A 26,538-nucleotide genomic window follows, 5' to 3' on the forward strand; every position below is an offset into this window, starting at 1 on the left:
GACAACTTGCCGTTTTCGAATTTCGCAGGGGGCGGAGCATCCGCCGGTTGCGGCGGCGCGCGATGATACCTTGATGGAGAGAACTGGTGGCTTACCTCGACAATACGCCCGAACAACAACGCGAAATGCTGGCCACGATCGGCGCTGCGTCGATTGAGGAACTCTTCGCGCAGATTCCTGCCGAATTGCAGCTCAAACGGCCGTTGGATATGCCACCCGCACTGTCAGAAATGGAGCTGCAGACGGCGCTCGGGAACTTGGCCAAACAAAACAGCCAGCGGCAAGGCACCTGTTTCCTCGGAGGCGGTTGCTACGACCACTTCATTCCGGCCGCCGTCGATGCCATTGCCTCCCGCAGTGAATTCTACACCGCCTATACGCCCTATCAGGCCGAAGCGAGTCAAGGAAGCTTGCAGGCGTTTTACGAATTTCAAACGCTGGTCTGCCAATTGACCGGTATGGAGGTCTCCAACGCCAGCCTGTACGAAGGGGGCACCAGCGTTAGCGAAGCCGCCTTTATGGCGATGCGCGTGACCGGCCGCTACAAAAAAGTGGTCCTACTCGGATCGGTACACCCTGAGTACCGCGCGGTGGTCGACACCTATTTTAGCGACCTGGATTCTGAAGCGGTTGTCGTCCCCACTCCCAACGGAACCGCTGACCTGGCCGCGGTACGGGACGCACTCGACGATCAGACCGCTTGTTTGGTCATTCAGCAACCCAACTTCTTCGGCTGCCTGGAAGATGCGCGCGAATTGGTGGAAGCCGCACATGAGGTCGGCGCGCTGGCGGTCGTCAGTTGCGATCCGATTAGCTTAGGCATGTTGGTTCGTCCTGGCGAATACGGCGCGGACATCGTTGTTGCCGAAGGGCAAAGCTTGGGAACGCCATTGCAATATGGCGGGCCTTTTTTGGGCATCTTGGCCTGCCGCCAAAAATTCATGCGCAAGATGCCGGGCCGTTTGATCGGTGAAACAACCGACCGCGATGGTCGACCTTGTTTTGTGCTCAACCTACAAGCCCGCGAACAGCACATTCGTCGCGATAAAGCGACCAGCAATATCTGCACGAATCAAGGTTTGATTGCCCTGCGTGCGACGGCCTATATGGCATTGCTTGGCAAACAGGGACTGGGCGAAGTCGCCGAGTTGTCTTGTCGCAAGGCGCACTATGTGGCGGAGCGGTTGACGGCAATTGACGGCTTCTCGTTGGCGTATGACCGACCTTATTTCAAAGAGTTCACATTGCGTTGCGAGAACGGTGCGGCCGAGGCCTTGGACAAAGCCGCCCAGGCCGGATTCGACATCGGTCCCCTGCTCTCCCAATTCGATGCCAGCAATCAAAGCGACCTGTTGGTCGCCACGACCGAATGCCGGACGCGGCAAGAGATCGATGCTCTGGCCGATGCCCTCGCCCAATAATCATCACACGCAGCTTCCCCTACCCTCGCGGCCCTAGTTTGCAGCACCACGATCACGCGGAAAAATCTCAATCATGCGTAATACACAAGCCACGCAATTGCTGTTCGACCAATCTCATCCGGGACGACGCGGAACCACGTTTCCCGCATCGGATGTTCCTGAACGTGCGCTGGACGAATTGATCCCCGCCGCTCAGCGGGCCGAATCGTTACCCGAATTGCCGGAAGTGACCGAGCCGGCAGTGATTCGCCACTATGTGAATCTCTCGACGCTGAACATGTCGGTCGACACGCATTTTTATCCATTGGGAAGTTGTACGATGAAGTACAACCCCAAGCGGCACGAACGTTTGGCGGCACTGCCCGGGTTGGTCGACTTGCACCCTTATGCCACAGCAGAGTCGTCGCAAGGCATGTTGCAGATGCTGTTCGAAACCCAGGAAATGTTGGCCGAGATTGCCGGATTGCCAGCCGTCTCGCTGCAGCCGGCAGCCGGAGCGCAAGGGGAATTGACGGCGCTTTTGGTTGCGGCGGCGTATTTTCGTGATCGCGGTGAAAAACGTACGAAAGTGCTCTTCCCTGATAGTGCCCACGGCACGAACCCGGCCAGTGCGAACATCGCCGGTTTCGAATGTGTGCAACTACCCAGCACAGACAATGGGTTTGTGGATCTCGATTTGCTCAAAGAGCAATTGGACGACCAGACCGCCGTGTTCATGATCACCAATCCCAACACGTTGGGGATGTTTGAACGTGAGATTGGAACCATTGCGGAAATGGTGCATGCCGCGGGCGGCTTGGTGTACATCGACGGTGCAAACATGAACGCGATTTTGGGCATCACACGTCCCGGCGATTTTGGGGGCGACATGATGCACTACAACGTGCACAAAACCTTCACCGGACCACACGGTGCAGGCGGCCCCGGTTCGGGACCGATTGCTGTTCGCGATTTTCTGGCGGAGTATTTGCCCGGTCCCGTTGTCGCCAAAAGCGACACTGGAGAATTTCAACTCGAGCAACCGGCCAAATCGATCGGTCGCGTGCGGAGCTTCTTCGGCAATGTCGGCATCTTGCTACGCGGATATTGTTACCTACGCACGCTGGGTGCACAGGGACTGCGCGAAGTCTCCGAAAATGCCGTCCTGAATGCGAACTATCTGCTGGCAAAATTGAAGGGCGTCTTGCCGGTTCCGCAGGGGGATCGTTGCATGCACGAATTCGTCGCCACCGCCAAAACGTTGGCGACGGAAAAAGGAATCACGGCGATGGACATCGCCAAACGGTTGCTGGATTACGGCTTCCATGCCCCAACGGTCTACTTTCCGATGGTGGTCCCCGAAGCGGTGATGGTGGAGCCGACGGAAACAGAATCGAAGGAAACGCTCGATGCGTTCGCGGCGGCAATCTTGGCAATTTCCGAGGAAGACGCCGACTATGTGCATGCGGCTCCGCACACCACCCCGGTTCGCCGTCCCGACGACGTCAAAGCCGCCCGCCAACCCAACCTGAGATGGACGCCCACTTGTGAATGATCCTGAGGCATCCCCGACAGCCGTTTGCCAAGTGCTCGTAGAAAATGCGCCACAGACCGGCACGTGGAACATGGCGCTGGATGAGGCGTTGTTGGAGTCGGGGGCAAATGCGGGACAATGTTGGCTGCGTTGGTACCGTTGGTCTGAGCCGACTGTGTCATTGGGGTACTTCCAAGATCGCGAGATCCCGGACGAGCTCCGCAGTTTGCCGGTCGTGAAGCGTCTCTCCGGGGGTGGCGCGATTTTGCATCACCACGAGTGGACTTACTCAGTCGTTGTTCCATCTCGACACCCCAGAGCGCGCAATCCCCCCGAGTTGTACGCGGCGGTCCATGACCGGATCATCGGCGTATTGGCCGAATTGGGGGTCATGTCTCAAATGCGAGGCTCGACGGCCGCCTTTCGTGACGATTCGTTTCTCTGCTTTCAGCGGGGAGATGCCAATGATGTGCTGATTGGTGCACATAAAGTCCTGGGCAGCGCGCAGCGTCGACGTCGCGGCGCCGTATTACAGCACGGCAGCCTGCTGATGGCATCCTCACCCCATGCCGGGGAGTTGCCGGGTCTCCATGATTTGGGTTTACAGCAGTCGTTGGGCGAAGGATTGGTCCAAAAGTTGGCCATTTCGGTCGCCGAGCTATTCGGCGAGGCACGGTATCTGGACAGTGCCCCAAAAAACACATTGGAGATGGCCGCAGAACTTCAACAAAACCGATACAAAACTGACGGAAGCTTCGCGCAATGATAACTTTTTGCAATTATTTTAGAATTTGGTTGGGTGGCGCGAATTTCTTAGTATTTTCCCGTAATTTCTAGTGTGAGCGATTATTGAAAACGTCGGACGTGTCTCAAAGTTTTACGTGGTTTTGAGATGTTTTGTTTGACAATTTGTATTGGTACTGGTACTTTGGCGATATACCTGATTTTATTGCATTTCATTTTCGTATTGTTCGTCACTTCTAGTTGGTTTTACTTAGTAACGCAGTTGAGCGACGTTCGCTCAGCGAACCGTGAACGAGGGTTATCCCCCAGGAGGAAAAGGGGAAGTCACCGAGGGCGACAATCGCCCATTTCGCAGTCGTTGCTAAGGGTGCACAAACCTGATATCGGTCGCGTCTTTGTGACGTGAGCCGTCATCGATCTCTTAAGCGCATCGCCCGATTCCTTTGGCTTTACCAATCAATCTATTGGCGGAGTGATTCCACACATGCAAGCGGAAATGAAAGTCATTGGCGGTAAGCAACAAGGCAAAGTGATTCCGTTGACGATGAAGAAGTTTCTCATCGGACGGGAAAAGGATTGCCATTTGCGACCCAACAATGACCTGATCAGTCGGCACCATTGTGTGCTAACTGTGGACGAATACACGGTGCGAATTCGTGATCTTGGCAGCACGAATGGGACATACGTGAATTCAGAACGGATTCAAGGGCAGGTTGTTCTCAAAGACGGCGACAAATTGGCGATCGGGAAACTGTTGTTTGAAGTTTCCGTACGCGATGTCGACGCTCCCGCGGTTAGCAATGAGGACGTGCTGGAAGACGCTGCTTTGCTGGAAACGGACGCGTTCACTTCTGGTGACACCCCGCCTCCTGCTTCGCGACCCGCAGAAACGCCCGCACAAGACGATAGCGTTTTGGCCCAGGAAACAATCACGTTACCGGCCATGAATGAGGACACCGCTTACGAGACGCCCTCAGCCGTTTATGGCGACGATACTGTCTCAATCCCCCCCAGTGGTGGCGGTGGTGGAAGCGAAAACGCGCCACCCCCAGAGGCGCCCCCTGCCCCGGCCCCGGCCCCGCAGTATCAACAGCCAATGATGATGCCGCAGTATCAACAGCCGATGATGCCACAGCAGTATCCGATGCAGTACCCGCAGCAGATGCCAATGATGCCGCAGCAATACGGGCAGCAAATGCCGATGATGCCGCAGCAGTATCCGCCGCAATATCCGCAACCGGTACAGATGGCGCCACAACAATTTCCGCCACAGGAAACGGCGCCGCCCCCTGCTGCTGAACCGCCAGCCGCGGAAAACCAGCCGACACTTGACGAAATGGACGTGCGGTTGCCTAACCCCGAAGAAACGGGAGCCGTCGAGCCGGCTAGTGCAAAACCCGAGGCAAAACCAGGGGAAGCTTCCACGGAAATTGACCCTCGGACTGCCGCTGCGGATATTATCCGTCAGTACACGCATCGACCGCTGGGGCAATAACCTCGCCTCAGCGAGGACGCGGATAGAAGAATGGGCGAGACCCGCTCTGGCACGGGTCGCCCTTGCTGGGGACTGCTAGGATTATCCCGAGTATGGCTACCGATTCTCGGGGGCCAAATTCGCTCACGATCCTTAGCAGTCGTTTCTTTCGCATGGAGTCTGCGACACGTTCGGCGTATAATGCCGATTCGTTGCGATCCACTGTAGTGCGGTATCGCGATCACTCGTCGGGCGCGTCGGACGATGCGATATCCCGACCAATCGGCTTTGTTGCTCGGTGATCGCGCGCTGCTGGATTCCCAGACTTGTCTGCTTGTTGGAATCACGGATCGCCGATAGCGCCCGTTCGCGTTCATCCATTTTGGCTCCCCAGTCGTAAGGAGATCATCGCATGCCCAATACTTCTGATTCACAACACAAGTACCAAGAGTTTCTCGACCTATTGCCGCTCACCCTCGCATTAGCCGGTTTACCGACCAGTGAGCATGGCAAGTATTACGGTGAGGAACAGATCGAAGCCCGGATTTTCACGGTTCGCCACGCCTACCGCGCAGCACGTGCCATCGCCAAGGAATCGACGAGGTCTTAGCGAATTGTGGCGGCGCGGTGGGGTATAGTCCGTTAGTGCGCAGTCGCTTATGCACAGTTTGCTAACGCACACTCTGCCGCAGCCATCATTTCGCGAGAATCTGATTCGCAATAACCGTTACATTCGGCCCACCAGAATTATCCGGCAACTTTATCGGATCGCGAAAGTTCCCCCGATTCGATCCGATAACGTAGCCGGAAATCTACATCGCGTCGCTTTTTGGCAACATCATCGATTTGAGGGTGTATAGTTCTGTAGCACAAAGGCTCGGGACGAGCTGTGAAAGTCGACGCGAGGCGAACGCGCGTTATTCAAGGACGATTCTCGTGAACATTCCCTAAGACAAGAGGCGGTGCCGATGGTGGCTTACAGCAAAATGGATGCGGATTCTAAAGTGGACCGACGAGTGAGCAGCGTGCTCAACGCCGATAAAACTGGCGGGGAAAATGACGGAACAGGAACTTCTGTCGCCTCGGCTAAAACGTCGCGTCCCAAAGTGGAACGCCGCCGTCAAATCGATCCGACCACTTGCGAACGGGACTACACGGATGACGAAATCGAATTCATGAAGGCCATGGATAAATACAAACGGACGAGCGGCCGTCAATTCCCCACGTGGAGCGAAGTTCTCGAGGTCGTCCGAGACTTGGGCTACAGCCGCGACTAATGCTTGAACACAGATCCGCCCCGCCGGCGATCGGGCCATGACAATGGATTCGCGCGGCGGGAGTTGTGGTCGACTAGAACAAGATTCAACAGCCGGTTGCGCCTGTTTTCGAAACTGGCAGATTCGTGTCGGTGCAACGCGTTTGAGGCTTTTGAAACTACTTGTCGTTACTTAAGCGACCGAAGCTCATCAGTGTGATGTCGTCGTTCTGCGGACGTCCATTCGCATGCCGCTTCACATCAGCGAGGATCATCTGTCCCAATTCCGCCGGATCAGCGGGCCCTTGGCAGACAAATTCTCGCAGGTGATCGAGTCCGTAAAGCGTGCTGTCGTGGTCCATCGCCTCGCTCACGCCGTCGGTATAGATCACCACGGTTTCTCCCGGCGCAATCGTCCGATTGGTGGCTGTGAATTGAAAATCTTCGAGCACACCGATGGGCACGCCGATGGCCTCTTCGGGGAATTCCTCGTAACTGCCATCAGTCTTGCGAATGATGGGAGACATGTGCCCGGCATTGACGACCTGCATTTTGTTGGTCTTTAAGTCAATGATTGTGAGCACAAACGTGACGAATCGCCCTTCGCAGGCGCGGTTACACATGTGATTGTTGATGCGGTTTACGGCATCCACTCCGTCGGAGACAAACTGCATCGTGCTTTGCACCGCGCTGGAGAGACGCGACATCACCAACGATGCCGGCACGCCCTTGCCTGCGACATCGCCAAATGCCAAACAGATTTTGCGGTCACTGAGGCGAATCACGTCGAAGTAATCACCGCCCACTGCTTGAGCCGCCTCGTAAGATGCATAGAACTGATAGCCGGGGATATCGGGCATCTGTTCGGGCAACAACGATTTTTGCACGTTGCGGGCGATCGACATTTCGCCGTCTTGCTTTTCCTTCTCCATATGGGAAACCAGCAAACGCGCGTTGTCGTAGGAAAGCGCTGCTTGGCCGGCGACCGCCATCAGCAATTCCAGGTCTTCGTTTTTGAATTGGTTGAAAGGGTTTTGCGTATCGATATTGATCACGCCCATCGGCTCACCATCCAACGCCAATAGCGGCACGCACATCATTGAGCGAATCGTCAGGTTCGAAATCGATTCACTCGCCTCGAAACGCACATCGGTGGCCGCATCGGCGGAGAGAATCCCCGTCTTTTCGGCGAGAACTTTGTTCAAAATTGTGCGGCTAATCTTCACCGACTCGTCTTGTTCGTCCAGACGATGTTTGATTGCCTTGGGGATCATGTTGCCGCGGACGGGATCCTTGAGCATGACCACGCCCCGATCGGCGTGGGGGAAAACCGTGAACAACGTGTCGAGGATCTTCGGCAACAGCGAATCCAAGTCGACCGTGCCTGCCAAACTGCGGCTGATTTGCAGAATGGCATCCAGCTTGGCTTCGGGGCGTACCTCCAATTGCCCGAACAGACCTTTGGAGGTAATGGTCCCCATGATTGTTCCCGGATCATCGTCGTCATCCCCTTCGCCGGTGATGTCCAGGTCGAATGCAGGGACCGGCTCGCCGGTACGTGGGGAGGCTGTGTCCTGGAACCGCAACAGGAGCGGACCGAGTTTGATGCGGTCATCGTCGCAAAGGGCAACCGGTTCTAGTACGCGTTTGCCGTTGATGAGCGTACCGTTGCCGCTGCCCAAATCTTCAAGGAAAAAGGCGTCATCCCGTGGGACGATTCGCGCATGATGTCTCGAGACCATGTTGGAATCGAGTTGGATCGTGCAGTCGGGGTGCCGTCCGAGCGTGCATTCACCGTCGGACAGTTGATATTCGAGGGCTTCTCCACCCTTGAGCAAAACCAGGGACGCCATGGCGGATATGATCGTAATTGAGGAGGGCAAAACAGAAACGATGGAATCAAAGCCAGCGGGAACGACACAGAACGTAATTTTCTATAGAATTCCCGGCCAAGATCTCGGTTTTTCACGGGCCTCGGCGCAAGTCGCAACTGCCCTGCACCGAGGCTTCCCGATTCTAAGCTCCGGCGCAGCCGCATGCAACAGGCAGTTGACCGGCCCGTAAAAAGATCGCTGCATGCAAGCGGTTTCCGAATCCTCTTGAGAAGCAAACCAGCGTCAGCCGACGTTGAAAATGCTTTCGACGTTGCCCCGCAGGACCAATTGGCCCAATTCCACGGCGCGGGATTCGGACCAGCCGCGGCCGATGACGAAATCACTCGCCAAAGCGGAGGCCAAAATCCGGCGGTACATGGCGAACTTCGGCAACCCAAATTCCAACTTGTACATATCGCTGTAGTAGCCGATCTGTTTGGTCTTGGGGACCGCCTGCAGACGACTACGGCAATCGTGCTCGATGTAGACCGGAATGTTGGAGTACCACCAGTGTCCGTTGGTGACGACATTGGGGAAGATCCAGCTGTAACTTACCAGTTCCTGGTTGCTGGTGTGGGCCAGCACCGAGACGGGAAAGGTCACTTGGGGAAAGGCATTGAACAGCGCGCGGTAATTGATCAACGACGTCCGTTTGTCGTACAAGTCTTGCCCCTGAAATACACCATCGGCATAAACGCCGCGGTTTACCCCGATCATCAAATCGAATGGCAATTTGAATTCCGCACATTTTTCCGCCAACGTCCAAAACACAAAGCAACTCAGCGATGCGGACTGGTCAGCTGGTAATTCATCGCCGGAGAGTAATGCGGCAATGGCTCCATCGGCGTCGGTGTTGGAGACCTGACGTGGTGAGAAATCGGGCGGCAATGAAATCGCACAGGCCCGCGCACCATTTTTCGTGAAGTGCTCAAAGAGTTTGCCAATCCCGTCGACGACACTTGCGGCATCGGAGATTTCGACTCCCGTTGCTTTTTGAAACCGTTCCCGCGTTTGCGGTTTGGCAAGATGAAACACCAAATCATCGGTCCGCAGGCAGGGGACGTAGCGGTGCGTATCGAAGCCTTCCAACGGATCGTCGAAATCGTTGGTGAGGAACACCTGCTCTAGGCCGCTTTTCTTGAGGACTTGGTCTTCCCAATCCGGTTCGGCCATTTTGGCAGCGGCGGTGTCGTAAAGAGCTTCCCAGTTATCGACCGTCACGTTTTCGTCTTGGAAGTCGAAAAAGGATTGGCACATCTCCACCAGCCAACTGTACTGCGCGGTGTTGTCCAACTCGGCAAGTTTTGGAACGAGCCGGGCGACTTTTTCCTTGGGGGCCAGATTGGGCTCCTCGATACGGTCTTTAGGAAGACCGGCGGAGTGGGCCAATTCGGTGTAATAGTGATACCCCATGATGTCCGCGAGCGTCGTCGAGGCGGCGGCGTGGGGGTTGATGTGGGAATGGGGATCGATCAGTGGAATCGTTTCCAATTCCGCGGTCAGCCGTTGAATGAGTTCTTGAGACATCGTCGAGGTCGTACTTTCCACAGGGGGCTATAAAAACAGTTTCCAATCTCGCGTGCGGTTGCGTCGGACACGCATGCAAGAATGTCGCCACATCGCATCAGCGGGTTTTGAAACGTCTTAAAAAAACGAAACCGCCACACTGCGCGTCGGTGCAGTGTGGCGGTTTCAAGTTGTCGGTTCAAGGGAAACGCGAGTTGCCGTGGTGGCATATCTCGCTATTTTTTGGCCTGAGAATTGTCCGCAGGCGGTTTGGGGGGATCGAAATTGATGATCACCTTGCCGTCGGCACCATTCCAAATCCGCAGCACACCATCTTCACCCCCGGCAACGACAACAGTTTCGTCGGCGGTGGCGTCAGCGCTGTACATGTAGTCGGTCCCTCCGGAGAAACTGCGGAAGTTTTGACCGTTGTCCGTCTTGTGATAACGGACCGTTTTGTCGCCACCACTACTGACGATGTTGGATCCCAGCCCAATAAAGTGCAGCGACGTCACCTGTTTGGAATACCCACCGATCGTCCGTTTTTGTTCCCCGGATGTCACGTCCCAGACTTTGATGGCGTTATCGGCTCCTGCGCTGGCGAAGATTAATCCATCGGCACGCCAGGCGACGCCCAAGACGTGATGCGTATGCCCTTCGAATGATTTGAACGGCTTGCCGGATTCGACGTCAAAAATTTTGGCGAACTTGTCAGCCGCCCCGGAGAGCAGATAACGACCATCGCGTGAAAACTCGACGCCGAACACGGTGTCACTATGGGCATCGACGAATGTTTTCAGCGGTGTTTGCTTGGCGACATCCCAGATCATCAACTCGCCACTCCGAGAGGGTTCGCCGCCACCGGTAGCAAGTTTTGAGCCATCGGAACTAAAGTCCAACGCCAGAATACGATCGGCGAAGGGGGATTGACTGACATTCAGCGGCTCATCAGCCGAGGCGCCGAGCCGTCCTACGATTTTCCAACTGGGATTGCGGTCCCAGACTTTGATTGTGTTATCGGCTGAGGCCGAGAGGATGTCGCCGGTAGCGGTCAGAGCGACCGCAGTGACGGGGCCTTGATGTCCATGGAACGATTCCAGTGCGGTTCCGGATTCTGCATTCCATGTTTGCACTGTGTTGTTGTCACTGACGGTGATCAACGTTTTGTTGTCGGCAGAAAAGACAGCTCCGCGAACGCCTTTGACCAAAGCGGCTCCGGCTGCGGTCGCCTCGGCTAAGGTTTTCTCAGCCGCTTTATGCGCTACGTCCAAGTCAGCATGGGCAGCCTTGGCTTCTTCAAGTTTTTTAACGGCGCGTTGCGAAGCACGCTCCGCGGAGGCAAACGCCTTTTTGGCAGCGGCGTCTGCATCGACCACTTTTTTGGCAGCGGCTGCAGTATCTTTGGCAGCTTTGTCGGTTTTTTTCTGTTCGGCTTGTGCGGCTTTCAGCGCGGCCGTTGCATCGGCAATCGCTTTGTCGGCAGCCGCTTTATCTTCGGCGGTTTTCTTTGCTTCCTCAGCAGCTTTCACCGCCGCTTGGGCGTCGGCCACTTTCTTGTCGTTGGCGGCTTTGGCGTCGGCGGCTTTCTTGGCGGCGGCTTGGGCATCGGGGATTTTCTTGGCCGCTTCTTCTTGGGCCGTCTTCGCCTTGGTTTGAGCTTCGGCTGTTTTGGTCACTGTTTTCTCGCGAGCTTCAATCTCCTTTTTCGCTCCGGCAAGCAACGATTTGGCGATCGATTCGTCTGCGGTCCGTTGAGCAACGACCCGGGCGGAGCGGTATTCGCCTTTTAGTTCCGCAACCAATTTGGCATCGGCGGGATTCCACAGTTTTGCCGAGTTGCCCCCGGTCGAGACAAATCGCCCGCCATCGGGCCGCACGGCAACTTCAGTGACTGGAGCGGCATGGGCCATTGATTGGAGCTGTTTTCCATCGGCCAGATTCCAAACCCGCACGGTTCCGTCGTCGCTACCGGAAAGGAGTTTCTCGCCGGCGGGAGTGATCAGCGCGACAGCGGTGACCGGTTTCTCATGACCTTTGATCTCCTTTGCAGCTGCCGTGACAGCAGCGCTCGCATCGGCGGGAACTGGCCAGACGCGGATCATGTTGTCCGCATCGGCGGAGATGATCTGCGTGCCGTCCTTGTTGAGTGCGATGTCGTTCACGGCTGCGGGGGAAGTGACCTGCCCCGCTGCTGCGGCGTCGGCGACGTTCCAGAGGCGAATGGTTTTGTCTACAGATGACGCAATGACTTTGGAAGAGTCGGCAGAGAACAGTACGCTGGTGATGCGATCCCCTGCTCCGTTGAGAACAGCACCGGGCGAGCCATCGGCCAGGTTGAAGAGTTTGACTGATTTGTCGGCGGCGCCGGTGGCCAACCATTTTCCATCGGGGCTGACGGCAACCGCGTCGGGAGCTGCGGTTTCGATGTTTAGTTTCACCACGTCGCGGGGCCGTTGCCAAAGTTTGACCGTACGATATCCGCCCGAGGCCAGCAGGGTCCCGTCGTCATTGAACGCCAATGAGCGAACAAAATCGCGATGCGAAGCACCAGGTTGATACATCGGTTTGCCGTCGAACTGAATATCCAACAACGCGGGGTCGGTCAGTTCGGCGATTTGTTGTTGAGATGGCAGGTGATAAACGACGATTCGGTTTGCGCGTCCGCAAGCGGCGAATTGGCCGTCAGCGGATAGTGTGACGCTGTAAATCGGGTTCAAACCCGAGGGAAGTGGCCGCCATTGGATTTCCTCCATCGTCCCACCTCCGCCGGCTTGGGCCCCTTCGGTAATCCACAACCGCAATAAACCCAGTTCCTCGGGCGTGAACACTTCGGCGCCGATGCTGTTGGGAAGAGGTGGCATGGCGGGTTTGCCGGTGCGTGCGATGACGTTGTACAGCAGACTTTTTTCAGGATCCTTGGCGACAACCGCGGGGCCTGCTTTTCCCCCTTTGAGAATGCTGGGCACGTCTTCTAAGCTGAGATCGTTTTCAGCATCAGCCAAGTTGTGGCAGGCGATGCACTTCTCTTCGAGGATCGGAAGGATATCCTCGTCGAAGTCGACGGGCCGGTCGAGTTTGACCTCGGCCGGTTTGATCGTTTGCCCTTTCTCCGGCTTCTCGTCTTCGGCGAATACGAGCGAAGAAGAGAGAAACACAAATCCGCAGGCAATCAGCGTCGAACGACAAAACTGTTTTCGCATCGAATGCACTCCACATTTTCTGTGCAAGGTTGGGCCGAGAGAATCGTCCCAGTCATTCACAATGTATTATTGAATCCACTCCCCGGTGTTTGCCAGGGATCATTTGCTGACGGTCAGTTCCAGTGGGCTGTCGACGAACGAGTCGCCGTCGAAAATCACACTGGCTCGAATAACGATATTGGCAAGTTTGCCTTCCGTGGTGTCGGCCGTCGTTTTGATCACGAACTCCCCGTCGTTCTTGTCTGCTGGAATGGTCACTGACGGGGCTGTCAGTCCGGTCACGCCGGGCGGTAACGTGAGGCTCAATGTCACCGGGCCGGTGAACCCGTTTTTACGGGCGATGGTGACTGGGATTTTCACCTCGCCTCCCCGTTTGACAGCACCCTTGTTTGGAGCGGGAGCTTTAATCGTCAGCGGAGCCGGCTTGACGGTCACAGTGATCGAATTCGAAGGGGTAAACACGTTGAGCTTGGCCGCTTTTGCTGTTTTGACTGCGGCGGCGGCAGCAGCTTCGGCCGCCTTTTTGACCGCTTCGGCTGTCTTGGCTGTGGCAGCTGCTTCGGCGGCGGCGCGATCGGCGTTGTTTTTGACGGCTTGCGCTTGGGTGAAGGCGTCGCTGGCGGCCGTCGCTTTTTGATCGGCGGTGGCTCGGTCGGCTTCGGCTTTCGCAAGTGCGGCTTGTGCTTCGGCCAATTTCTTAGCGGCAGCCTCTTGAGCGGCTGCATCGGATTCCGACTTGTCGGCGTTCGCCTTTTCGGCGGCGGCCGCTTCGACGGCTTGTTTGGCGGCCACGATGGCGACATCAGCGGCAACCAATGCTTCCCCCGCTTTGGTTGCGGCGGCTTGTGCTTCGGTAGCCTGTTTGTCAGCTGCGGCTTTCTCTTCACCCGTTTTTTTGACTAAAGCTGCGGCCTCAGTGGCTGCTTTGATGGCGGCTTGTTTTTCCTCTTCAGTCCGTTTGACCGCATCGGGATTGCGGCTGTAGGAGATCTGGCCCTGACCACGCAAGTGCAAGGTATATTTCCCCGGGGCCACATTGTCCTTCACAAACACCCGCAGAAGTTGCTCAGCTTTGCCCTTCTCGATCGCTTTTTTATCGACGTCGACGTTTTTGGGCATCCCTTCAAACGTTAAATCGACTTTGTTGTCAAACCCGGTCCGTTTTGCCAGTTTGACGGGAATCAATAGCTGCGCACCTTGGCTGACCGTGGCATCGGTGATGTCGGTGTTGATTTCAAACGGTGCCGATTCCTTCAAGACGGCCAGCGTGGTGTTCCGGGCGACGCGTGCGGCGGCGGTTAACGTTTGGTTTCCGCTCCACACAATCGTCCCACCGCGAGCAACGCGGGCAATTTGTTGGGCTTTGGCGTCGAGATTTTGCTTGGCCGTTGTCCAGGCGGTTTCGGCGGCGGCCATTTGTTTTTTCGTTTCAGCCAAGGCGGCCGTCGCTTTTTGTGCTTTCTCGTTCGCTTGAGCGACGGCTTGTTCGGCGGCGGTTTTCGCGGCAGTTTCTTTCGCGGCGACAGCGGCAGCATCCGTGGCGGCTTTCATGGCGACAGCATAGGCTTCGGTCGCTTTTTTGTGTGCTTCACTACCGGCGGTCAGGGCCGTTTGGGCGGCAGCCTTTTCGGCAACGGCTTTGTTCTTTGCTGTGATCGCGGTTTCAAATGCGGCTGTCGCGGCGACCTGCGCATCGGCGGCCAATTTGGCGGCGACGGCGGCATCGATGATCCGCTTGTCCGCGGCGGCCTCAGCGGCTGCATCTTTGGCCTGTTGTGCGGCTAATTTATCCACGACCGCTTGGGAAGACATTTTCACAGTCTCGGCGGCTTGCCGGTCAGCCGTGGCTTTGGCGACGGCCGCATCAACGAATGTCTTTGAGGTCGCTTCGACGGCAGCGGTGGTTGCAGCGAGGGCTTGTTGTGCTGTTGCCACCTTCGCAGCAGCCGTATCGAGTGCCGTTTTCGAAGCGGCGGCCGCATCAGCGGTTTGTTTGGCGAGGGCGTCGGCGGCTTTACTCTTTTTGAGTTGTTCGGCGAGCGTTTTTTGTACTGTGGTTAAAGCAGCGGTCGCAGCGTCTGCCGTTTGCTGCGTTGCTGGAAGCGAATTGGCCAACTTATCGAGCGCCGTCCGTGCATCCCGTTCCGCTTTCAATGCAGCAGGATCATCCTTGCGAACTTTGCCGACGATTTGAATCGGTCCCATCCATTCCGGGGCATCTTCAGTCGATGTGAACATCAACCGCGTCGAGTTCTGCCCCGGTCCGATCGTGGCAACGGGACAGGTGACACCCGCCGGCAATCCGGCAACGGTGACTTCGATCGTGCCGTTAAAACCATCCTGACGAAAGGCCAGGACTTCCAGTTCGGTGTGGTCCCCTTTTCGCAATGCCAAATCCCAAGTTGCCGGCAGTCCGGCGGCATTGGCGGCTAAAACTGGGGGACGCGGCAACGCGACCAAACGAAAATCGGGATCTTCGTTGCGGACTTCAATGCGATAGACGAACCGCGGATTGCCACGGCTTTCGAAGTAACGGTCGCGGACCTGAATGCGATAGATCCCATCGGCCGGAGCCACAAAGCGGAAGGCGGGATCGTCGGTGCGGGTGTCAAACCCTTGCGCGCCCAGGTTCGTTCCGACGTCATCCTGCGCGGTCAGCCGCTTGACGGTTTCTTTGCCATCCTTGCCGATGGTGACCTGCTCGATAATCAACATCGGATCCACCGTGGAACCGATGCGTTGTCCGAAGACTTCGATCCAATAGACCGCTTTGGCTTTGGCCTCGAACTGATAGTAGTCCACGTCGTTGCGGGCTTGAAACTGCCCTGCTGCCTCACCGGGGACGGTGATTTTTGTGGCCTGTGCCGCTTCGTTGTTTGGCTCGGCTTCGAGTTGTGCGGCTGTGCGTGCGAAATGAATCAATACCGGGTTCGTCGGGCCTTGCGGTGTGTCAAGACGGTAGCTGAAACCATCGACGGAAGCTTCATAAGGTTGCAGATAGGTCCCTGGTTGCAGCTCAGTGGGATCGGCTGGGACCGGGATTTTGACAGCCAGTTTCTCCAGCTCACTGCCGTTTACGATCATTCCCGAAGGTTGTCCGCCGGGCAAGTTTTGGCCGTACAGCGTAAACTCGCCGGTCGTATTCGGGACGCCCGCGGGGGGCAACACGAACTCGATGTGTGGACCCGCATGCACGAGCAAACGATAAATGTAGTCGTTGTTTCCCTGATACAAGAAATCATAGGCACGGAGCAGATATTCGCCATCGGCGGGGATCGTATAATCGATCAGCGGGTCCCCGCGCATTTCATTGCGGCTAAAAGCGACGCGGCGGCCGTTGGGGTCGTAGAGTTCCAACGTTGCATCCATACGAGAATCGATCCGCTTAGCGCGGCATTCGATGATGAGCCGTTGTCCCTTGGTGGCGGGGAATTTGAAAAAGTCGATGTCGCCGGCGGCATTGCTGCGGGCATTGACGACGGCGCCTTGCTCGATGGCTGTGGCGGTTTCGGGCGTATTGTTGGCTTCGGCTTCTTGAACTTCGCTGTGGGTGCCCACCACAAACGTCCGGGGATTACTCATGCCGAACAGACCGGACGAGCGGACGTCGTAAACTCCCGGCGGAACTTTTTCGTCGATGCGAATCTGAAATTGATTGGCGACAGGAACTTCGCGACCATTGACGACCTTGGTCTTTTGTTCAGCTGTGATTCCGGGATGCGAGAAGTACAACCTGCTGACTTCGTCTCCGTCGGCGGAGTTGGTGATCGTGAGATCGACTTTCGCGCCGGCTTGTCCGCCGGGGGGAAAGATGGCATACATCCGGTTTTGCGGCAATTGCGCGTGTGACGTATTGGTCAGCATGACCAACGTGCAGCCCGCCAATAACAGTGACGCGAAGCGAGGCGATCGAAATCGCGGCGAAACCAGGAGGAGGCTACGATTATTTCGCATGGTCGGATGTCCTTCACACTCGTTGGCAAGGTGGGGCAGCATGGCCAACTTACGGTTGCGGATGGTCGTGATGAAAACGTCGTGCTCAAATCGTTATGGCGACATGAGTAGCGAGGTCGATGCGGCCCTCATGTCGAGATTTCAATTCTCACATGAAACCGCCGGTAGGAGTCGAAGGCGGGAACAGGCGGCATCAAACATGTGATGCATCGCCTGCGATCGTGGTGTGTTTTGTAAGTCGTCAATGCTGGAGTGTCGCCGCTTGGCCGAAACCGGCGAACCAAGGAGTTCGCCTCCGTCCAAGAACGGCTCATTCTATTCATAAATTTTAACGGATAAGCGGGTCGAATGAAAAGGAAAACGACCGGGATTTACTCCGTTTGCGCAAAGTTTCGGGGGCCGTCTCGGCGTAATCCGTCCAGGCGTCGAACCTCGCATTTCAAGGTCAATAAAAAACGGCCGGACACAGAGGTGTGACCGGCCGTGAGGCTAATTGGGGGATTGTCAAATCGACATTAGTGATTGAACAAGAATTCCTTGGTGTTCACCAACGCCCAAATGATGTCCTCGTAAGCGATTTGCTTCTCTTTTTCGTGCTTTGCAATATGCGCCAGGGCGATTTTCAACTCATCATCCTGGGGAGCCCGCGAATAGACCGATAGGTACAATTCTTGGATCTTCTGCTCGTCGCTCGTTTCCGTATCCTTGGCCAAAATGGCTGCACGACCGGACGCATTGGAGATTTTTCCCTGGACTTCGCTGCTATTGAGCAAATGCAGGCTTTGCGCCAAGTTGGCTTCCTGCGAACGTTCGCATTCGCAGGCCGTTTCGCCCTGTGGTTGGCCAAAGACTTTCAGGAAATAGGTGCCGACCGACGGATCGGGCAACTGTAACGCCGATGTTCCTGCGGGCAGTCCCTTGTAAGCTTGCGAGGTGGAGGTCACCTGGTGCAGAGCATCGTATAGGACTTCGGCTTTCAGTCGGCGGGGGTAATACCGCGAGAAGTTTTGCTTGTCTTTGAGGTTGTAATCATTGGGGATCGCACTGAGTTGGTAGGTGTTGGACTTGCAAATCGTCCGGACCAGCCATTTCAGGTCGAAGTTATTCTCAATGAATTGCTGCGCCAGATTGTCCAGCAATTCGGGATTCGACGGCGGATTGGTTTCCCGCATGTCGTCTTCGGGCTCGACAATGCCGCGGTCGAAGAAATGCTTCCAATAACGATTGACGATGGCCTTGGCGAAGAAGGGGTTATCTTTGGCGGCCATCCAGTCCACGAGATAGTGACGTGGATCGCGGTCGGCGGGGATGTCAAACGCTTCAACACCCAGTCCGGCCGGTTTCAGTTTTGTGCCGTTGCGGGGATTCTTTGCCGTGGCGACCCCTTCATTGTGGAAGATACGGCGGTCGCGGGCGGCACTTGCATCGTTTGCCAGTTTTTTGTTGCCCACGCGTGAGAAAAATGCGGACAAGCTGTAGTAGTCGTTTTGGCTCCAGCGTTCGAATGGGTGGTGGTGGCAGCGTGCACATTGAATCCGTAAACCGAGGAACAATTGTGCCGTGTCTTCAACCTGTTCGTTGTTCTTACTGACTTCGCGGTACCAGACGACGGGCGGATTTTGGTCCATGTCGCCCGAAGCGGTCAAGATTTCACGGGCAAATTGATCGTAGGGTTTGTTTTCGTACAGGCTGTTCCAAATCCAGCGATAAAAGGCATACGTCCCTTTTTGGTCCGTGGCTCCGCGACGTTTGTTACGCAGCACCATGTTCCATTTGTTGGCGAACAAATCGGCGTAGCCGGGACTGTCGACCAAGCGGTCGATCAACTTATCGCGTTTTTCCGGATCGCTGTCAGCCAGAAATTGGCGGACTTCTTCAGCGGTCGGGATTTCTCCGGTGATGTCGACATAGGCACGGCGGATAAACGTTGCGTCGTTGGCGGGGCCTGACGGCGGGATGCCCAGCAACTTCAGTTTGTTCATCACCGCTTCGTCAACGAAATTGTTCGGTTCTGGGATATCGGCGAGATCGGCTCCCAATGGAATCGTCGCGCGAAACGTGGAGACTTGTCCTTGATAACGGGCCATGATGGCGACTTCGCCACTCAAATCGAGTGAGCGGACCAAGCCGGTTTTTCCGGATTCGGCCATCTCTGTGTCGTTGGGCTCAAACAGCGCCATGCGGGTGACGTCTTCGGTGCTGCCGTCACTATAAGTAGCGACGACGGTGATTTGTTGTTCGGCGCCGCGATCCATGACCCGACCGGTGGGCAGGCATTGGATGCTGGTGACGACCGGGTCTTCAGGGTTTCCATACGGCATGCCTTGCTCAATCCAGTGAGCGATCAGCCGGTATTCGTGGCTGTCCTCTTCCATCCGTTTTCCACCACCGTGCGGCGATTTGCCGACCGGTTTGGTGAGGAACAAGCTTTCATCGGGTGAGGCCGGATTCAGCCGTCGGCCACGTCCTTCTTTGACCAAGAACTCGTAATCGTCATCGGGATAGAAACCCAAGAGCGAAAGTTTGAAGCCGTTTTGTCCACTGGCTTTGCCGTGGCAACCCCCGCTGTTGCAACCGAGTTTGGTGAAAATCGGTACGATCTGATTCTTGAAGTTCATCGGCGGGTCGTTGGCAATGCCCGCGACAGTTCCACTGAGCGACGCTGATTTTCCTGCTTCGATCGAGGCAGTAATGGTCACCGTTCCGTCGGCTAGCGGTGTGACATACCCATCGTCGCTGATGGAAACAATGCCTTCCGGCTCAGCCTTGTAGGTGACTTTACGGGTGAAGTCGTGTTGTTGCCCGCTGGCGAACAGACCGGTCACAAAGAGTTGTTGACTTCGATCACGGCCATTGATGACAAACCCTTTGCCATCGATATTCGGTTCGACGCGGAGTTCAGTCAACGGGCCGGGATCCCCCAAACCAGATGACTTGGTTTCCTCGACAGCCGATGCGCTTCCCGCGATAGCTGTCCAAAGACAAATGCTCCACGCAGCCGGTGCAATGCGCCAGAAACGGTCCATTCTCTGCTCTCCCTGTCGGTTTGAATCGGAACCCACCGCTTGAATCCGTTGCAATCGGTAGTGGCACAGCCACTCTAAATGGTTACGTTGTCATTGATAATTTCCGCACAAACCCCTGCAGGATTCGTGCAGGCTGGAAAATGCTCAACGCATCAAAATAGGTGGGACGGTGCAGTAAGGTCAAGAATACCAATCAAAATATGCTGATGCAAGCACTGATGCTGTCTCAGACGAAGTGTCGTCCTCGCTACAGATCATCGGGAACTTGGCAAACAGGTCGCTTCGTGACGATAATTCGGGTGGTACGAGATCGAAGGTCTTGGGTAGGTCTCGGGAAGGAACGGCGTGTTGCCGCAAATTACTTTGGAGTGTCAGGTTCAATGATCATGGGTAGGATCAATTCCCTGAATGTGGGGGTCGGTGAGGAATGTTCTCTTCAGAATACGATATTTCTGAGTGACTTTGCAACGACACTTTGCAGAATGGGGGTATGGAATTTTTTATTGCATTGTCGGTTGTTGCTGATGGTTTACAATACAAGTGCAACCTCAGCGTTGTCGATGTGAGGTTAAAGGACCCTTGGTGAGCGCGATTCCCGCAGGGTTTCCTGCCGAATCGGCAAATGGCCGCGAGCACAATTGCCGCATGGCGATGACGAGTGGTTCATCCAATTGAGCAAACCATCCCCAACTGGTAAGCGGACAGCGGTGTCCGATGCCGAATTAGACCGACTGAGTAAACATGCCGACGACCCATTCCAAGAATATCGACGACGCCATTGCCGCCATCCAAGCAGGGCGACCGGTGATCGTCATCGACGATGCTGACCGCGAAAATGAAGGAGACTTCATTTGCGCCGCCGAATCGATCACCCCCGAAACGGTGCGATTGATGTTGCGGCATGGCATGGGGTTGCTGTGTACACCGGTCAGTGCGGCAATCGCACAGCGGCTCAATTTCAGCCCCATGGTCGATAGCCGCCGCAGTTCGACGCCGATGCAAACGCCGTTTCAAATTCCAGTCGATCACCGCAGTGCCGGGACGGGAGTGAGCGTCGAGAACCGTCTACGGACGATCCGCGCCATCGGCGACCCGAATTCCCGTCCCGACGACTTTTTTGGTCCCGGACACATTCACCCACTGGTCGCCAAAGAAGGAGGCGTGCTCCGTCGCGCTGGACATACCGAGGCGGCCATCGATCTGATGCATTTGGCCGGCATGCAACCGGCAGCCGCGTTGATCGAGATTTGCAGCCAGGAAACCGACGGCATGTCGGACCATCAGGAATTGAAACAGCTCTCGGAGCAATTCGATCTGCCGCTGCTGACGATAGAGGAATTGATCCGTTACCGCAGCGAACGCGAACAGTTAATCCATCGCGAGGTAGACGCTCACATGCCGTCACGTTATGGCGACCTGCGGGTGATTGCTTACCGCGTCGAACATGAGGATCAAGTGCCGATCGCGATTGTGATGGGCGACCTTGCCTCGGTCGATGCCCCGCTGGTGCGGATGCATTCGTCTTGTTTTACGGGCGATTTATTAGCTTCGCTGCGGTGCGACTGCGGCGATCAATTGCATATGGCACTCGACATGATCCGCCGCGAAGGCGTAGGCGCTGTCGTGTATTTGCCCCAAGAAGGACGCGGCATCGGACTGATCCCCAAGCTGAAAGCTTATGTCCTGCAGGACGAAGGCTACGATACGGTCGAAGCCAATCATAAGCTGGGCTTCAAAGCAGACCCCCGCGATTATGGGATCGGCTTGCAGGTGCTGAAGGATTTGGATTTGCGACGGGTGCGGCTGCTGACCAACAATCCCAAAAAGACCGACGCATTTGCGCAGCGGTTTGATCTGGAAGTGGTTGAGCAAATCCCCATTGTCGCTTCACCGGAAAAGCACCGGCAACATTACTTGGAAACTAAGCGGACCAAGATGGGGCACATATTACCGGCGGCGGCAGAGATCGATCCAGTACAGCCGGCGAGCGGACAAGAGATTGCCGAGAATTGAGCAATCGCTCGTAACCGGCATGACTTCGAAGCAGGGTCTATTCTTCTGAGGCAAAACTCAGGCTAGTGCAAAACCCGTAGTGATTCGCCGCGGCGGATCTTTTCGTCAGCCTGAACAGCTCAGGCGGCGACGGCGGCTGAATATTGAATCAGTCGCAGCTTTGCCACTCTTCGATCATTTCCATCAGCATTTCCGTTTCCACGCTTTTGGCCCACACAGTCTCGCCACCTTCCAGCGCGACCTCGTGCAGTCCTTCGCATTGGCAATCGACTTCACCGCAAAAGTGCGGCGTCGCCGAAATCCAAATCACCCGGTACAACGGAATCTGCTTGTCATCCACGCGGCAAAATATGCTCACGATGCTCACCCTGAAATCCAGTCCGCAGGCAGCCGCCGAACACAAGGGCCACTCACAACGGAGTCAAAATAATAAAGCACCAGTCTGAAACAACGCTGAACGATCAGTCCAACGCGATCGCTAACGAAACTCGAAAACGCTCTGGTGCTTTGTTCTTACTCTATGTCAATCAAGCCAAACCGCGATAATGCGAGTTTGCCACCCGAATTATTCGTTTTAACTACATGCATTGACAAGGACAATCCCAAATGAAAATCGGTTTTGGGATGACTCCAACGTGTATCAATATGCCTCTGTTTTCGATTTGTGCACCAAACTCAGTGGTTCGGGGAGTCCTATTGAGCTAGGGAAATTGACAGTCATGTCCAGTATATCGCCCGCGTCGCTTTCCCTTTCTGTCTGATTTCAACTCATCTCACCGCCACGGATCGTAATCGGTCTCATGACGATCCAGTGCGCGAATCATCGCCTGCCATTGAAACGGCCAACGTCCCGCTTGGGTGAGGACGGCTCGACTTTGCAAGGCGACCTCGCCGGGGACCGGCAGCACCGGACGACCGGTCGACATAGCCGCCATATTCACGTTGCAGGTCCGCTCCATATCAATCATGTCGATCAAAGCCTGTTCCACCGTCGTCGCACAGGTCAGCAGTCCATGGTTCGCCAGTATTAAAGCGCGCTTAGAGCCCAGTGACTCGACAATGCCTTTGGTCTGCTCCCCATCGATGACGATTCCCGTGTACTCGGCATAGAGAGCATGGTCGTCGTAGAATGAACAGCCGGTTTGATCCAATGGTTCCAAGAGCATGCCTAACGCGCTAAACGCGCTGCCGCCGGGGGGATGCGTATGGACGGCACAATTCACATCGGGCCGCGCGGTGTGGATGGCCGAGTGAATACAAAATCCGGCAAGGTTGATCATTTCGCCGCCGGTCACAATCTCACCCGCTGAGTTCACCAATACCAAATTGTCAGCGCGGATTTCGCTAAACAGCAGGCCGAACGGATTGACCCAAAAATACTCCGGAGCCTGCGGCACTCGCAGTGAGATGTGTCCGGCAATTCCGTCGTCTAAACCCAAACGGGCCAGCATACGGTACGCGGCCGCGAGTTTGATTTTTTCCTCACGCGCTTCGGGCGTATCGGCCAGCGCAATGACGCGGTCCCGTTCTTCGCTGTGGGCAGCAGTCTGCTCGTGCAGGATGGATTCCGGATCTTTGTTGACCATAGCAGCAGCCTCAGTGAAGGGATGTGAAGAAATGGAGATAGACAATCGTAAACCGGCAGGCTGTCGGCGGCAACTCTCTCCCCCGATACCACTCACCACTCAGCGGCAGCGCGTGCAACTGTTTCTCGGAACGTCTATATTGGAGATCGCTTCGCCGTTGGAAATTGTTACCCCGTCTCTACAACTAACATCTCTGTTTGGACTCAACCGCCGTGACACTCACCGTCGTCAACCCCTACGATCAAAGCACTGTTGCCGAGTTGCCTTTTGATACCGAGACTCAAATCGCCGAGAAACTAGACCGCGCCACGACCGCATTTTCGACATGGCGTCGTTTAAGTCTCGACCAGCGTGCGGCGATCGTTCAAAGCGGATTGGCGAAATTGCGAGACAACAGCGAACAAATTGTCCGCGACGTTACCTTGCAGATGGGCAAACCGTTCAAGCAGGCCCAAGGTGAACTGGAGACGTTGTTTGACCGGGCGGAAACCTGTTTGGAACTGGCTGCCGATGCGCTCAGCCCCGATATTCTGCCCCCGCAGCCGGGGTTGGTGCGACGGATCGAACATGTGCCGCTGGGCGTTGTGTTCGACATTGCCGCCTGGAACTATCCGCTGATCATCCCCATCAATGTCATCGTCCCCGCCCTGCTCTGCGGCAATACAGTGCTGTTAAAGCACAGTGCGAAGACGCCGCTCTGCGGACGGCATTTGGCCGAGGCGTTTGGAAAACTGGCCGTTCCCGATTTGGTCACCGATGTGGTGCTCAACCACGCCCAGACCGAGCAGCTGATTGCCGACCGGCGTGTGCATCACGTTTCGTTTACCGGCTCCGTCGCCGGTGGCCGCAAGATTGCGCGGTACGCAGCCGAGCAGTTGATTGATACCGGATTAGAACTCGGTGGAAATGACCCCGCCTATGTCGCTGCCGATGCCGATCTGGATTTTGCCGTGGCCAACCTCGTCGATGGGGCGTGCTACAACGCCGGTCAATCCTGCTGTGGTGTGGAACGCGCGTATGTGCATGAAACACTGTACGACGAATTCCTGTGCAAAGCCGAGGCAGCGCTGCGGGACTATCGACTCGGAGATCCGCTCGACGAACAAACCACGCTCGGCCCCTTAGCGAGCCGCACAGCGCTGGGTGAATTGGAACAGCAAGTGCGTGATGCCGTCGACCGCGGCGCACGGTTACTGTGCGGAGGCAGCCGGGTGCCGGATCAAAGCGGGAACTTTTTTGCGCCCACCTTGTTAGCCGATGTTCCGCAAGATTCGGTCGTGATGCAGGAAGAAAGTTTCGGGCCCATACTGCCGGTCGCCTCGGTGGCGGATGACGCGCAGGCGTTGGCATTGATGAACGACTCACGCTTCGGTTTAACCGCTTCGGTCTGGACTCGCGATCAGGAGCGTGCCGAACGGTTCGCCGGTGAACTCAAGGCGGGCACGGTCTTTCAAAATCGCTGCGACTACCTCGACCCCGCACTCCCCTGGACCGGGGTGGGCGAAAGCGGCAAAGGTTCGACGTTATCGCAATACGGTTTCTGGCACCTGACGCGGCGCAAGAGCATCAATTTTCGGACTGAGACTTAAGAAAACATTTCCTATTCAACTGCTCCCAATGGAGAGGCCTTTCCATGTTCGCGAGAATTCGCATCGTCGGTGCCTTGCTGGTACTGATTCCACTTTGTTGCGACCGGCAATCCGCCTGGGCTGACGACGACAAACCGCTACGAGTCGGGTTTGGCAAGCAGGATATTACCCCCCAGGCACCGACGCCGATGTGGGGTTACGGCGCACGTCACGCGCTGCTCTCTCAGGGGACCTTGACCCCCCTCTATGCCAAGGCAATCGTGGTCCAGAGTGAAGAAGGCAAGGTGGCGATGGTCGGACTGGATATCGGCCGTGGCCCTACGCGGCAGATGATGGAGAAAATCCGTGCGGAGATATTAGAGAAAGCCGGCATAGAAAACGTGCTGATCAGTGGATCGCATTCGCACCACGGCCCGGTGATTGAATTGATCGACCGTGACGGCTTCGGCAAAGGGACGTATGACGATGCGGTCGCCTACGCGGAAAAATTGCCGGACCTGATCATCGAAGCCATCCTAGAAGCGGACAAAACCGCCCAGCCGGCGACGATTGGTGTGGGGACGCGGGAAGTAACGCTCAATCGCAATCGTCACACCAAACGCAAACCCAAGGCCCGCGATCCGCTGTTGTCCGTCGTTCGATTTGACGATGCCCAGTCGGGCAAGCCGCTAGTGGTGCTTGTCAATTTCTCCGCCCATCCCGTAATGACCAAGGGAGAGGTGCTCAAATTCTCAGCCGACTATCCCGGATTCATGCAGGACAAAGTCGAGGCGGAGATGGAGACCAACTGCGTGTTTATCCAAGGGGCAGCGGGCGATCTGAGCCCCAACCCCACGGACGATTTTCGTGAGCCGAAACTCTTCGGCGAAGAACTTGCCCGGAATGTGATTGAGGTGGCCGGCGAGATTGAATCCAAACCACTGAAGCGAAACACGATTGTCGGCCGCGTCGACCAGTTTCGCTTCAAATCACGGATCGATTTTTCTGATCCGTTAGTTCTCGTCGGCTACAGTGCCGCCTTTTTCCCTGAATTGATCGTCAACTTCATCGAGGAGGCTAAAGAGGGGCATCAAGCGGAGTTGAATACCGTACTGCTGGGCCGCCAGATTGCTCTGGTGGGTGGCTCGGGGGAATTCTTCTGCAATCACGCAGTCCGACTCCGCGAACGGTCCTACGTCGATCACACGCTGTTCTTTGGATACTGCAACGGCCACAATTTGTATTTCCCCACCATCGAAGCAGTCTCCGAAGGGGGCTACGGCGCCGATGCAGCCGTCTCACCAGTGGAAATCGGCGCGGGAGAACGGATGATGAATCGGGCACTGATCAACATCTACGAGATGGCTGGTCGGATGAATGCTCAAGCGAAGTGAATGCCGACTC

The 26,538-nt window shown here is 56.0% G+C and carries 15 protein-coding genes and 1 pseudogene; 9 read left to right on the top strand and 7 right to left on the bottom strand.

The window, feature by feature from the left end; all coding sequences use genetic code 11:
- Positions 1 to 86 precede the first annotated feature (86 nt).
- The 6 genes and pseudogenes from gcvPA to Mal52_RS30485 all read left to right on the top strand — a co-directional run.
- Complete coding sequence (gcvPA, locus tag Mal52_RS12465) at positions 87 to 1,421, top strand: aminomethyl-transferring glycine dehydrogenase subunit GcvPA (protein WP_145376513.1); 1,335 nt, start codon at positions 87 to 89, stop codon at positions 1,419 to 1,421.
- 73 nt (positions 1,422 to 1,494) lie between these two features.
- The gene (gene gcvPB / locus Mal52_RS12470) at positions 1,495 to 2,955 is read left to right on the top strand and encodes an aminomethyl-transferring glycine dehydrogenase subunit GcvPB (RefSeq protein WP_145376514.1); all 1,461 of its coding nucleotides are present in this window, start codon (positions 1,495 to 1,497) and stop codon (positions 2,953 to 2,955) included.
- A complete protein-coding gene (locus Mal52_RS12475; protein WP_145376516.1) occupies positions 2,948 to 3,700 on the top strand; it encodes a lipoate--protein ligase family protein in 753 nt (250 codons plus the stop codon). Before gcvPB ends, Mal52_RS12475 begins: the two co-directional genes overlap by 8 nt.
- Positions 3,701 to 4,162: 462 nt before the next feature.
- Entirely contained in the window at positions 4,163 to 5,173 is a 1,011-nt protein-coding gene (locus Mal52_RS12480; RefSeq protein WP_145376518.1) for an FHA domain-containing protein, read from the top strand.
- 391 nt (positions 5,174 to 5,564) lie between these two features.
- On the top strand, positions 5,565 to 5,762 hold the full coding sequence (locus Mal52_RS12485; RefSeq protein WP_145376520.1) for a hypothetical protein: 198 nt from the start codon (positions 5,565 to 5,567) through the stop codon (positions 5,760 to 5,762).
- A gap of 487 nt (positions 5,763 to 6,249) precedes the next feature.
- Positions 6,250 to 6,429: pseudogene (locus Mal52_RS30485) on the top strand (hypothetical protein); the annotation flags it as partial.
- A 157-nt stretch (positions 6,430 to 6,586) separates the two neighbouring features.
- Here Mal52_RS30485 and Mal52_RS12495 read toward each other — a convergent pair.
- The 5 genes from Mal52_RS12495 to Mal52_RS12515 all read right to left on the bottom strand — a co-directional run bounded on the left by Mal52_RS12495 (position 6,587) and on the right by Mal52_RS12515 (position 19,967).
- Positions 6,587 to 8,260 carry a SpoIIE family protein phosphatase gene (locus tag Mal52_RS12495; protein ID WP_145376524.1) on the bottom strand — a complete coding sequence of 558 codons (1,674 nt, stop codon included), beginning with the start codon at positions 8,258 to 8,260 and terminating at the stop codon, positions 6,587 to 6,589.
- 264 nt (positions 8,261 to 8,524) lie between these two features.
- On the bottom strand, positions 8,525 to 9,808 hold the full coding sequence (locus Mal52_RS12500; protein ID WP_145376526.1) for a glucuronate isomerase: 1,284 nt from the start codon (positions 9,806 to 9,808) through the stop codon (positions 8,525 to 8,527).
- Between the two features lie 215 nt (positions 9,809 to 10,023).
- Complete coding sequence (locus Mal52_RS12505) at positions 10,024 to 12,987, bottom strand: c-type cytochrome domain-containing protein (protein ID WP_145376528.1); 2,964 nt, start codon at positions 12,985 to 12,987, stop codon at positions 10,024 to 10,026.
- A gap of 99 nt (positions 12,988 to 13,086) precedes the next feature.
- Complete coding sequence (locus tag Mal52_RS12510) at positions 13,087 to 16,941, bottom strand: pre-peptidase C-terminal domain-containing protein (protein WP_197534860.1); 3,855 nt, start codon at positions 16,939 to 16,941, stop codon at positions 13,087 to 13,089.
- Positions 16,942 to 17,456: 515 nt separating this feature from the next.
- Positions 17,457 to 19,967, bottom strand: a complete 2,511-nt coding sequence (locus Mal52_RS12515; protein ID WP_145376531.1) for a DUF1549 domain-containing protein — start codon at positions 19,965 to 19,967, stop codon at positions 17,457 to 17,459.
- 741 nt (positions 19,968 to 20,708) lie between these two features.
- Here Mal52_RS12515 and ribA point away from each other — a divergent pair.
- Complete coding sequence (ribA, locus tag Mal52_RS12520; RefSeq protein WP_145376533.1) at positions 20,709 to 21,980, top strand: GTP cyclohydrolase II; 1,272 nt, start codon at positions 20,709 to 20,711, stop codon at positions 21,978 to 21,980.
- 148 nt (positions 21,981 to 22,128) lie between these two features.
- On the opposite strand, the gene Mal52_RS12525 is transcribed toward ribA, so the two are convergent.
- On the bottom strand, positions 22,129 to 22,338 hold the full coding sequence (locus Mal52_RS12525) for a hypothetical protein (RefSeq protein WP_197533902.1): 210 nt from the start codon (positions 22,336 to 22,338) through the stop codon (positions 22,129 to 22,131).
- Positions 22,339 to 22,753: 415 nt separating this feature from the next.
- Positions 22,754 to 23,566: a class II aldolase/adducin family protein gene (locus Mal52_RS12530; RefSeq protein ID WP_145376535.1), complete on the bottom strand. Its 813-nt coding sequence runs from the start codon at positions 23,564 to 23,566 to the stop codon at positions 22,754 to 22,756.
- 212 nt (positions 23,567 to 23,778) lie between these two features.
- Here Mal52_RS12530 and Mal52_RS12535 point away from each other — a divergent pair, with 212 nt between their 5' ends.
- Entirely contained in the window at positions 23,779 to 25,155 is a 1,377-nt protein-coding gene (locus Mal52_RS12535) for an aldehyde dehydrogenase family protein (protein ID WP_145376537.1), read from the top strand.
- A gap of 44 nt (positions 25,156 to 25,199) precedes the next feature.
- Entirely contained in the window at positions 25,200 to 26,528 is a 1,329-nt protein-coding gene (locus Mal52_RS12540) for a neutral/alkaline non-lysosomal ceramidase N-terminal domain-containing protein (RefSeq protein ID WP_145376538.1), read from the top strand.
- Positions 26,529 to 26,538: the final 10 nt, after the last annotated feature.

This window comes from Symmachiella dynata (assembly GCF_007747995.1).
GTDB classification, from domain to species: Bacteria; Planctomycetota; Planctomycetia; order Planctomycetales; family Planctomycetaceae; genus Symmachiella; species Symmachiella dynata.